5 protein-coding genes are annotated in these 13,216 nt (G+C 37.2%); 4 read left to right on the top strand and 1 reads right to left on the bottom strand.

Going from position 1 to position 13,216, the window contains the following annotated elements; translation table 11 throughout:
* Positions 1-26 precede the first annotated feature (26 nt).
* The 4 genes from IPI99_03370 (at position 27) to IPI99_03355 (ending at position 10,711) form a co-directional block, all read left to right on the top strand.
* Positions 27-1,544 carry a T9SS type A sorting domain-containing protein gene (locus IPI99_03370; GenBank protein MBK7339552.1) on the top strand — a complete coding sequence of 506 codons (1,518 nt, stop codon included), beginning with the start codon at positions 27-29 and terminating at the stop codon, positions 1,542-1,544.
* Positions 1,545-1,704: 160 nt separating this feature from the next.
* Positions 1,705-2,343, top strand: coding sequence for a response regulator transcription factor (locus IPI99_03365; protein MBK7339551.1), 639 nt, complete (start codon positions 1,705-1,707; stop codon positions 2,341-2,343).
* Positions 2,344-2,364: 21 nt separating this feature from the next.
* Positions 2,365-4,887 (top strand): hypothetical protein, encoded by a 2,523-nt coding sequence (locus IPI99_03360; protein ID MBK7339550.1) that lies wholly within the window; start codon positions 2,365-2,367, stop codon positions 4,885-4,887.
* A gap of 208 nt (positions 4,888-5,095) precedes the next feature.
* Entirely contained in the window at positions 5,096-10,711 is a 5,616-nt protein-coding gene (locus IPI99_03355; protein ID MBK7339549.1) for a gliding motility-associated C-terminal domain-containing protein, read from the top strand.
* A 114-nt stretch (positions 10,712-10,825) separates the two neighbouring features.
* Here the strand turns inward: IPI99_03355 and IPI99_03350 are convergent, their stop codons facing one another.
* The gene (locus IPI99_03350; GenBank protein MBK7339548.1) at positions 10,826-13,126 is read right to left on the bottom strand and encodes a hypothetical protein; all 2,301 of its coding nucleotides are present in this window, start codon (positions 13,124-13,126) and stop codon (positions 10,826-10,828) included.
* Positions 13,127-13,216 lie beyond the last annotated feature (90 nt).

Raw genomic sequence — 13,216 nt, 5'->3', positions numbered from 1 at the left:
TTTGTGTAGAAAAATAAATTAAAAAAATGAAAAACTTATTTGTATTCTTCTTATTTATAATGGGACTTGCTTTAAAGTCTCAATCTTTTGTAGTTGGATTTGATATTCTAAAGAAAGTAGAATGTGAAGGTGCCAGCAATGGATCAATCAAAGCTAAACCTATCAATGTTTCAGGGTCATTTATTTCTTACACTTACAAATGGGAAAACAATGAAACAACACAAACTCTATCTAATCTTGTCCCGGGTTTTTATAAAGTCACTGTTACAGGAATAAGGATTGCCCAGCCATATACTGTAGTCAAAACTGGGATTTGTTACTTGCAATACACTCCAAAAATTGCTTTTACTACTAATGTTACCAAAACATGTGGATATAATATGGATGGATCTGTTAAGATAAATTCAAGTGGTGGTAAAGCACCATACAAATACAATTGGAGAATTGTAACACCCGTAGGTGATGATTACATAGGTACAACCAATCCGGCTATTGTGCCACATGGTACTTTTAGTTTTACTATTACAGATGACGATGGATGTTTAAGAGTAGGATCCACTTATGTAGGAATGAGACCTGGGATTGTTCCAAAACCTGACATAGATAATGTTAAATGTAATGGAGATAGTACTGGGAATATAAGCTTAACAATATCTCCATTTGGAGTATATAAATATTTATGGTCTAATGGAAAAAATACTCCAAATCTTACAAATATTCCTGCAGGAAATTATAAAGCCACATTAACTGCTATCTCCGGAGAAGCTGCCGGTTGCGCTATTACTACTGATGAATATATTGTGAAACAAGAAACAAAACTCCTTATTAATACTTTTTCAATATCCGATGCAAGTTGTTTCGACAAGTCAGATGGCCATATTGCTTCATATGGTTCTGGAGGTAAGCCTCCGTTTAGTTATTTGTGGAATAACGGAATTACCACTTCATCAAATCTAAATATACCTTCCGGTACATATTCGGTTACTTTAACAGATAGTTATGGATGTAAAGAGAGTAAGAGTTATACAATAGCTGCACCACCAGAGTTTAAAGTAAAATTAGTCAAAATAGATCACCGCAATGGAAATTCAGGGGGTAATATTGATGTAACAAATACAAATGGATTTACTCCAATAGGCTATACTTGGAATGACTCTAATTTAAATATAGTTGGTACTCACGAAGACATATTCAATCAAAAAGCAGGCAAGTATAGAATTTCTATGAGGGATAGTAAAAATTGCGGGGCAACACAGACTTATGAAATCCTCCAATTTACAGCAATTGATAAAACTCTACTCGAAAAAATAAGGGCATTTTATTCTTATTCAGATCAAAAAGTGCATATAAAATATAATGATCAAATAGAAATAAGTAACATTAGTCTCTATAATCTCCAAGGAAATCAAATCATGAATATATCTTATCCCCATCGAGATCAAGAACTTGATCTGGCACATTTGCCTATGGGAATATATGTCTTGCAACTGGAAACAGAACTAGGACATGCGTCGATTAAAATAAATAAAATAGACATAAATTAATGAGTAGTTAGTTTGTGTAAAAGAATGGGTTTGTTCAGGATAATAAGTTGAATACCATTTTTATTAGTGAGGATTAAAAGCATTGTTACAAACTTTGCTGCAATGCTCATCTTAAATAGAATGAAAATAAATTAATACATTTGCTGATAATTTATAGATAATGATCAAAGTTGCATTGTTTGAAGATAACAGACATCTGCGAGAGAGTATCCAGCTGGTGATCAATGATGGTGATAGCATGTGCTGTGTTGGTGCATATCCAGATTGTTCCAATCTAATGAAAGACATTTTGAAGTCTAATCCAGATGTAATCCTCATGGATATTGAGATGCCTGGAATAAACGGAATTGAAGCAAGTAAAATTATCTCATCACAATTTCCACATATCAAAATCTTGATTCAAACAGTCTTTGAAGATGCAGATAGAATTTTTCAGGCAATAAAAGCCGGAGCAGCAGGATATATGCTCAAGAGTTCCAATTCAGATACTATCATTAGTTTTATAAAAGATATTATGGATGGGGGCGCCCCTATGAGTCCGCTAGTGGCAAGAAAAGTACTCACTATGATCAAGTCCCCTTGCAGTGGATCAACTACAGCATCCAATTTTTCTTTGACAGAACGTGAGAAGGAAATACTGCAACTATTGGTAGAGGGTGAATCTTATAAGATCGTTGCTGATAGACTTTATATTAGTTTTTTTACCGTACAAACCCATATAAAACATATTTACGAAAAACTTCATGTAAACTCCAAAACTGAAGCCGTCACCAAGGCATTAAAAGAAAATTTGGTATAGTGTATTTTATAAAAATCAACCATGAAAAGATTAATATTGTATTTTCTAATTTTCCCTTTTATTTTACTTGCGCAAGTAGATCAGTTTAAATCCATCGGAATTGGTGGTGGCGGTGCTTTGTTTTTTCCATCATTGAATCCAAATAACGAACATGAAGTGTACATCTCTTGTGACCTGTCAAGCATGTATCACAGCGATCAGGATGGATTGAACTGGAAGCTCATCGACCATCGACAGATTCAAGGAGGAAACTACAGTAAAGTTTGTTTTACCAAGGAGGATCTCATCAGATATGCGATCTCGTACAAGCCTGATGGATATGAAGACAGAGCAGCACCGGTCAAATCCGTAGATGGAGGAAAAACCTGGCATAAATGCCCGGGAAATCCAGATCCTTATGAATTTTTGGACGCCATTTATTCCAATTACGACTCACCTCAACAAATTGTCATTTCTCAAAAATCCCAAATGTATATTTCGCAAGACGGAGGGGATCATTTTAAGCTCATCTATACCTCAAAAAAAGCGGATTTGGGACTACAGTCAGGAGGCGCATTTTTCGATGGAAATAATATTTACATTGCTACTCTTGACGGTATCGTCAGGTCAACGGATGGAGGAAATTCATTCTCTCTTTGGACTACCACAGGGATTCCGGCAGGAACCGGAATTGTATCGTTTTGTGGAGCAAAATCAGGAAGTACGATGCGATTTTTTGCTCTTGCAGGAAAGTTGAACTTGCTCGATGGCGAAGATTATAACGATCTTTTTGTATTTGACAATTTAGTGAGTGCCGTACTATCAATGGACAATGCATCTGGGAATTGGACCCAAATGAATTCAGGGATACAGTTTGCAAATCATCATGGAAAATTTATCTCAATGGCAGAGAATGACATCAATACAGTTTACATTGGTGGCTTGCAGTACGCCAACGGGGATTCTCAGAATCGTCATCCCATGATTTTAAAAACTTCAAATGCTGGACAATTGTGGACTAGCGTATTGAAAACATTGAATAATGAAAACATTCAAACGGCATATAGCGGGGATCGTGGAGACAAGGGTTGGTGGTTTGGTGAGTTTGTATTGGGGATGTCGGTGCACCCTCGCAATCCGGAGATATGTTATTTTTCAGATCTGGGCTTTGTCCATGCTACATTTGATGGCGGTAGCTTATGGAAACAACTGTATGTGAATCCCTCTCAAAGCAATCCACAGAATACACTGATCAATAAAGGAACTTACTATGCCAGCAATGGGGATCTCAATCAGGTATCCGCCTGGCAGACATACTGGGCAGATGAAAATACGGTATGGACCTGTCAGTCAGATATTAATGGTACGCGGTCTATTGATGGAGGGAATAACTGGTCTTTTGATTATACCGGCCATACGGACAATTCGTCTTACAGAATGGTCAGTTCAAATGACAAGAAAACCTTGTACATGGCCACTTCCAGCGTGCATGATTTGTATCAAAGCACTTACCTCACTGACGGCTTGCTGGATCGGGCTTCAAACACAGGTGAGGTCAAGTTCAGCAAAGACAAAGGGAAGACCTGGACTGCTATGACGCAGTTTAGCGATGTGGTAGCAACGGTTGCGGCGCATCCCAAAGAAGACAACACTCTCTATGCTGCTCGTGTCAACAGCAACGTCGGAATCGGAGGAATTTGGCAAACAAAAAATGCAAATCTTGGAGTTTCTGCAACATGGACAAAACTTCCCGATCCTCCTCGCACAGAAGGCCATCCCTATAATATTGTAGTGCTCAACGACGGTAAAATTTTGGTCAGCTATTCCGGTCATCGGGATCCGGCTTTTACAGCCAGCAGTGGTGTTTTTCTATATGACCCTTCGACAAATTCCTGGTCAGACAGATCGCATCCGGGAATGTATTACTGGACTAAAGATGTGATTGTTGACCCACATGATCCAAGCCAGAATACTTGGTATGCCGGAGTTTTTGCAGGTTGGGGAGTGTCCGCATCAAAAGGTGTAGGAGGACTCTATAAGACAAAAGACCGGGGATTGAACTGGACACGTATTTTCGACCACGAACGTGTGGAGTCCGCTGCGATATCTCCTGTAAATCCTAATGAAATGTATGTGAGTACTGAAACCGGAGGACTTTTTTATACTGCGGAGTTGAATCAATCGACGCCGGTATTTACATTGACCGATTATCCACATCGCCATCCTATGCGGTTGTTTTTTCATCCCTATAAAACGGGAGAATTGTGGATCACGAGTTTTGGTCAGGGAGTAATGATTGGAACGAAGAAAGCGCCGAATGCTGTAATTCAAAAACCGGAAATTTCTCCGATTCAAATTTTCCCGAATCCAGGAGGAGCATCCATATTAGTTATCACAAAAGATAAGCCGGGTCGAATTCAAATCATCAATGCATTGGGTGAGGAAATGAAGATTGACACTATATCCAAAGATGAGAATCATTTTCAATTGGATGTCGAAAAATTGACTCCCGGTCTCTATTGGATACAATGTGGAAAGCAATGCCAAGCTTGGATAAAGAAGTAAGAGCTGAAAACAAAGTTTCTAAATTCAGCGGAATAAAAAATCATTCCTAAATCAATTTGTAAAGTGGTTAAAACTTTATCTGAACTTTATTTATTGTCTATTTGATTCTTATTGCGATCCCCTTCTGTGAAATCTGATTCAATACAATGTGAACGATTGAAATACTGAATTCATCAATATTCGATATTTTTAAGTCAAATTTTCGCATATGAAGTTTCAGCTCCTGTTGTTCGTCTTTGCATTGAATTTGGGAGGAGGTTTAGTTCGTGCTCAAGTGGAATGTGTTTTTTTACCAACAGAACAGGAAGATAAATCTCCTGAGTTGCTGGAAAAACACCTCGAATTTGAAAAACTGTGGCAATTGGGGGCAAATGATGAGTCTCAAAGACGTGCGGTTGAGTTCATACCCGTAGTTATACATATTATACATGATCAAGGGATAGGCGACATATCCGATGCACAAGTACTCAAAGCAATTGATTTTCTCAACCAAGGATTTTCTAATCAAGGAGAATATTATCATAAAGCAGGAACTCCTGTGGAGATCCAATTTTGTCTTGCAGAGCAAGATCCTCAAGGACAACCTACTTCAGGGATAACGCGGACTAACTCTTCACTTTCTACCCTTATTGCTGAGGAACAAGATGCGAAGTTGAAAAACCTGATCCATTGGGATGCCAGTTGCTATGCAAATGTGTATATCGTCAATGAAATAATTTCTTCAATATCTGGTAGAGGTGTTCTAGGTTATGCCAACGGCCCAATACTTCATGGGAGTCCTTTAGATGGGCTTGTTGTCGAGTCAGCTCTGACAGGTAGAAACCCTGAAAACACATCTACATTGATCCATGAGATGGGACATTATCTCGGCTTGCTTCACACTTTTGAAGGAGGCTGTAAAAACGATGACTGTATGGTGGACGGTGACAAGGTTTGTGATACTCCTCCGGATGCCTCAACAGCACCGGTAGATTGTAACCAAAATGTCAATACATGCACTACAGATACCCGATCTGGGTTCACCCAAGATCAACCCGATCAAGTGATCAACTTTATGGATTATGGTAGTGGACTGTGTAAAATAGTATTTACCCAAGGTCAAAAAAGTCGTATGAAGCTAAGTCTAAGTAATCTTAGAAAAAGTCTTCTTTTTTGTTCTTCTTGTCTAGATCCATGCCCAAATCCTGTGGATGTCAGAATAGTGTATGATAGTTTAAATTCAGCAGTATCCATTCCATTTCACTTAAGATCTAATACTTCTCAAGGAGCATACCAATGGGAGTGGTATGATAATGGAATTTTGATTAGTAGTACCGCTGACTTTTTTTATCCATTCTATCAGGAAGGTAAACATACGATCAAACTTGTGGTAAAAGGTAATGATGCAAAATGCATATTTAAGGACTCGATAATGATCAACGTTAATTGTAACATTGATTTTATTCATAATCTTCGTGATACATTTTGTATTCCATTAAACAGCATTCTTCCACTATATATCATGAGTCAAGATCCAGGGCACACGACAACATGGTATATTGATGGCAATGTAGCTTTTATTGGAGATCAATTTAATTGGCAAAACACTAAAATTGGAACTCATAAAATTCATGTTGTTGTAGAAAATAAAGACTGCAAGAAAAGCACCAATAAATTTATTTACACTGTTGGCTGCATAGAAATTTGTGGCAATCTCATGGATGATGATGGAGATGAATTAATAGATGGTTTTGATCCTGACTGCTGTGATGAGATCAATGACTTTTATTTTGATCCTTGTGATGAATCATGTCCTCGCCAACTCAAGAACTCATTTGCTTCGATTAAAACAAAATGGAGGACAGATACTTCATATAATTGGTTTGAAACAAATATTCCATACGCAGGAGATATTGACAATGACGGCAATATTGAAATAATAGGATGTACTCAATATATTGATGCAAATGGTCAAAAATACAGTAATAATGTGATTGTATTAGATGGTAAAACAGGAACTAGAGAAGCATTAATCCCAATCACAGGAGGTACTTTCGCAAGAAGTATTGGCATAGCAGATGTAGATCAAAATGGTTATGGAGACATATTTAGCTCCATTGGTTTTCTGGAAAGAATAGAGTACCTAGGAAATTCAAACTATGTAAGAAAGTATCGGGTTCCAATAGCAACATATAGTCAACAACCAAGCTTTGCCGATTTTAACCAGGATGGAGTTCCTGAGATATATATTAACAATGCAATATGGAATGCAGTGACTGGTGTAAAATATATTGATCAGGATTTAAATAAAAATTTGGGCAAATCTCCAATTACAGTAGGAAATTCTGGATCAATTGCCGTGGATATATTACCCGATAATATGTGCCCAACATGTGATGGCCTTGAGCTTGTCACTGCCAACCAAGTATATGCGGTTGATTTGAATATCAACACCCCACAACTTTCAAATCTGACTCTGGTACAAGAAGTTCCAAATGAAAAAGATGGATATTCCGCTATTGCGGATTTCGATTTAGATGGTGACCAAGATGCATTTGTAATTAGTACTCCACCTGGTATTAATATTCGAGGTCAAGTGAGTTTTTATGTGTGGGATGTCCAAACCAATAATGTGATTTCTCCGCGAGGCAGTGTGTATAGTTTTTTAGGTTCCTTTGCAACCCCTGCAATAGGGTATCTGAATACTGACAATAGCCCTGATGTGGTGTTTAACACTAGAGATTCAATTTATGCATTTGCTTATAGTGCTAATCAATGGAGTAGAATATTTCAGATCGCCAATATGGATATGTCTGGAATGGCAGGTCTCTCGGTTTATGATTTTAATGGCGACGGCAGAGACGAAGTATTGATTAGAAATGAACAGTTTTTTTGGATATTGAATGGTGAGACAGGTGCAATAATTTTTAGTTACCCCTGTCCAACAGGTACAGGATATGAGTATCCAACCGTAGCAGATATTGACGGAGATTTGGAGGCAGAACTATTGTTTAGTTGCGATGGTCAGCTGATTTGTTTGGAAGCTGCCCCCGGATCTTGGACCTTTACAAGACCCGTATGGAATCAACTCATCTATAACAATGTTAATGTAAATGATGATCTCACCATTCCTCAATATCAACAAAAAAGCCATTTGCCTCAGAATCATAATAAATTTCTGAATCAATATTCTTATCTTCAAAAAAGCGGATCAGACATTGCATTTATCAATAGTTCCACAAAATGTAGTGCTGACTCTTTAATCCTTCACGTTTCCATATGCAATCAAGGACCATCCAATGTAAATGACAGTTTATATATTTCAGTATTTGACCAAAATCCATTTAGCACTTCATGCAATTTGATTGCAAGAATCAATTCTGGATTTATTCAATTAGGAAAAGACAGTTGTAAAGAGATCATCTTACAATTAATTAAACCCCTTGCGAATCAAGTTTTTTTAGTATTGAATACACAATTATTCTCAGTGACACCATTTCCACCAAACGATTTGGATGCTTATTTTGTGATTAATGAATGTAATTATAGAAACAATCTATTTGTGATCCAAACTCCTCAAGATCCAATAATTGATCTTGGGCCTGATAAACAAATCTGTGATTTTGAAAGTGTGAGACTTGTTGCTTCGCCTGAGTTTAGCTCATATAAATGGATTGATGGATCAATTGATAGTATTTTTACTGTGTTGGCTCCGGGAACTTATTGGGTAGAGGTACAGGATCAATGTGGTAATGTAGTAAGAGATTCAATTACCTTTACTCTACTCGTCGCTAGTAAAATAGAATTGGGTCATGATATTGAAGTATGCAAAGGGGATAGCCTAACATTTACTGTGCAATTTCAACAATTATTATGGAAGGGGAATTTTGACTTGAATTGTGATACATGCAATACAATTCACTTCTTGCCGGATAGTTCTGGCAAGCTAGAAATTTACGGAAAATATAATGATCATTGTTACTCTTACGATTCAATTAATATTTTCGTAAAGGAAAAGCACAAAATAAAGAAATTTGATTTTTTATGTCGTGGAGAATCTATTTCAATCAATGGTGTCAACATCGATCGTGACAGTATGCTTATCTATTCTTATGGTATTGGTGGTGCATGTGATACTATTGTAGAACATTTTATTAGCATCGACACAAGTCGCCTAGATTTGGGAAATGACAAATTTATTTGTCCTGGAAATTCTGTTCAATTATCTGTAAATTTAGCGGGAAATGTAAAATGGCGCAATTCGCCAGATTTGTCTTGTCTGAATTGTCCTAATCCTTTTGTTAGCCCCACACGTTTTCCTGAAAGTTTTTTCGTTACTGTAACCACTGATTCGATGTGTATTTTCCATGATAGTATCCTTTTGCTTGAACTTCCGACATCTTTTACCAAGTTGGATAAAACTATCTGTGAAGGGGACTCTATTCGTATTGGCAAACAATGGATAAAAAATCAAGGAATATACGCAGATAGTCTTCAAAATACATACTCTTGTGATTCAATTGTCGAATATCAGATTCGATATGATAATTCAAAATTGGAATTACCTGATTTTCTACCAATTTGTGAGGGAGATAGTATATCTTTCCAGTTAACTGGATTTTTAGATTACAATTGGGAAAATTCTGCAGACATTAGATGTGATACTTGCGCTCAAGTATTGATTAAACCTAGTAATACAAAAAATCAGTATATCCTTAATGCACTGACCCAATCCCAGTGTTGGGTTGTGGATACTTTAACATTAGATGTTCTATCAGCCTATCAAAAAAGAGATACGTTCCATGCTTGCAATGGTGACTCCGTTTTTTGGTTTGGAAAATGGAGAAAACCAGGACAGGTATACTTACATTCTATAAAAAGCCAGTTATCCTGTGATTCCTTGTATTACCTGCATCTTATTACATTTCCACTGGCTCCTGTAGATTTAGGTGGAGACAAAAAGCAATGTAAAGGTGATATTCTCAATTTTTCTGCAACTGGAAGTAATAATAGAATTTGGCAATCTAATGTAAAATTGGCATGTGATACCTGTTTAGACCTTAAAATCATTTGCGAGCAAAATCAATGGTTACAATTAAGCGCTTGGGATATGAACAATTGCCTGACCAATGATAGTATTTGGATAGAAGTTAAACCAAGTTTTCATGATTTTCGTGAAGTATTCTTGTGTTCAGGAGATAGTATAAAAATCGGAATGCAATGGATTAAAGAACCTTTAACTTATACTGAGTCACTAGAATCAGTGGATAATTGTGATAGTCTTTTAATTACTCATTTAATATTTTATACTTCAATTCTACCGAAAATTCCGGATACAATTTACGCAATTGAAGGAGAGAGTTTGAAACTAAATTACCTCTCCGAAAATGAAGTTTCTCAGGTTTTGTGGACTTCGGATTTAAGCTTATCCTGCGATAATTGTATTCATACTGAGCTTGTAGCAGATCGTCCGGGGATGATCCATCTAGTTGTACAAGATAAAAATGGGTGTGAACAAGAATTCGATTTGGTTGTGCTCATAAAGCAAGAAAATTTTCAGGTTTTTATTCCAAATGTCTTTTCACCAAATGGCGACCAACTCAATGATTTTTTAGATATATATTCAGAGTCTGAGGATATTTTTATTAACCATATCCAAATTTTTGACAGATGGGGTGAACTGGTTTACGAGACTAAGGAGAAGAAATTTTCAGATTATATTCCTTGGGATGGAACTTTCAGATCGAAGGATTGTCCGGTTGCAGTTTATGTACTGGATGCTGTGTTCACTTTAAAATCAGGGAAAAAGTTAAAACGAACAACTGATATTCAATTGATAAGATAAATTCTTGAAATAAATTAAAGCAAAATCAAGTATATTTGGAGATACTATCCATAGCTATTGATTTTTAGTTCAACAGCTATGGATAGATGTAGAATTTACTTTCAGAAATCGGGGTTAAAGTTTGACTAGTTTGAATATCTTTTTGTCCACTTTCAATATATAGATACCAACAGAAATTCCTTCTAATTCCACTATAGCATCATTACCTTTGAGCATGATTCTCCCACGCAAATCATGCAAAGACCATTCAGAAAAATTGCCTTCGATTTTTACTTCCGAATAACTTGGATTTGGATAAATCTTCATTAACCCTTCTAGATTTTCTTCTTGAATTGAAGTATTTGGACTACAAAAATGTTCCATGAACTGCAATGTCCTGTAGTTGATATCCGCCTTGAATTTGTGTTCTGCGTTGGTGACTTCAATTTGACTTTGCACGGCTTCCTTCTGCTCTGCTGACAAAGCGATAATGACAGGAAATGCACCTGGGTTATTTTGCACTGCCGCTAGCAGTTGTGAAAACAATCCTTTGAAATAATTATTTTCATCCAAAAGATTGTTTTTTTGAATTTCCCTGAAAATTTCTCTCGATAGTCCAATGTCAATCATATTGGAGCGATCGAATCTTTCAGGATAAAGTGGAGCTTTCAGTTGCTCATGAAGTTGCGCGCATGCACCTCTGTTTTTATAATTTTCAATGTTTTGTTTTGCTTCGAGATTTCCTTGAGCGCCAACGTTCGGGTTATTGTCATTTTCATTGATTGAGATGAGAAAAGGGACTTGCACCTGCGAATTTAGTGAAAGGGCTGTACTTCCACTTGAAGTGTGATTGATGGCAGTATTCCATCCAAGCGTGTTTGAAATAAATTCGGTGAACGCTCCACCGGCAGACCAGCCCACTGCATATTGAGCCAGTTTTGAATCAATCAGTTTTCGGTTGATCAAACTATCTCTGATGGCACGGACATTGGCGATATCGATCAATGTCGAATCGATTCCATAAGACCACCTATAGTAACCATCATTGTTCATATCGATGTTGAACTCACTTTCTTCGCTGGTCAATGCCACGATAGCATACTGATTGACCATCAGTAAATTGATCATCTGTTTGGTTTCCGGATCTGAGGTAAAATTTTCCGCGGATCCATTGGTTCCATGAAAAAACCACACCAAACCTTTAGTAGATTTCAAGTCTGGCGGAATATAAAAATATACCAATTTATTTCTCTCAGCGGCCTGTACATTGAATGATTTCATGACCATGTTTGGGCTGAGTTTTGCAAATTGTGCGGTCACTCTGATATTTTTATTTGGAATGCTCACTTTGGAGTGATATTCATTAGGAGATTCCAAATACTGCACATCTCCGGTCCATTGTGTAAACACCTGATCATCTCTCTGCTCAGACCAAATATGTACTTGGTCTCCTTCATCGTAATTACCTCCTCCGTAACCATTTTCAGTAATGAGAGTAAATTGGGAATTTCCTGATTGATCCAATGTGTATTTTTTCAACCATTTCCAGTGTTCTGCCGGAGCCCAATTGGGGTAACTGTGACCCAGGCCTTTGACGAATATATATTTGAATTCATGGTTGGCCGTACTGTCTTGTGGGAGATAGGTGGCGACCAATGCTAAATTCGAGTCACCGACGATACTGTGGTTTTCCCGCAATTGGAAATTTCTGATATGATTTTGTGCTATTAATTGAAGTTTGCCGTTGCGGTAATTTAACCTAGGTGTGGAGATCAAAGAGTCAAAATAGAGCATAGGCGCTTCAGGTCCATCATTTCCCGGGCCATAATCTTTGTTTCCCACTTGATATAAAGTAGGTAAAATTCGATTGGGAACATAAACCGTATCCAGATGAAATGAGCCTGCATTTTCACATACTGCTGCCACAATGTCACTCATTTCTATGGTGCATTTTGCTGCCATCGCGCCTCCATTGCTGAAACCGTTGAGGTAAATTCGCTTGGTATCTATCCGATAATTACCTATCATTTCCTGGATGACTTTTTTCAAAAATTTAATGTCATCTTTACCGACTTCACCGGGTTGGAATGTCCATTCTGCATCAGGAGTTGTATTCCATTTTGTGGTTATTTTCAGGCTGTCTGTGTCAATGATTTTATAACGCATAGAGCTGGGAAATGCCGCAATAAAATTTTCTTTTTCGGCAAGTTCTGCCCATCCTGAAATGTCATACATTTTTTCACCATCACCTCCTGTACCGTGGAGCATAAATACCAATGGAACATCAGTTTTCCCATCGTAACTACTTGGAATATGTAGGAAATACTCCCTGTTTTCACCTTCTACCAGGGTTGTCATGCGCAGTTTCATGCCAGCTTGTGCATAAAGTAACACTGTAGCGCAAAAAAACAGTGCCGTAATAAATAATTTTTTCATTTTAATTGGTTTTTTCCAAAGATATGGACAATTTGAAAATCAATTGTTTGAATTGCCAAATTATTGCACTATGAAAATATGAATGGCAGT

The sequence above is a fragment of the Saprospiraceae bacterium genome, assembly GCA_016710235.1.
Taxonomy (GTDB): Bacteria; Bacteroidota; Bacteroidia; order Chitinophagales; family Saprospiraceae; genus Vicinibacter.
Note: the sequence above shows the minus strand (reverse complement) of the source record. Positions and strands in the feature narration are given on the sequence as shown.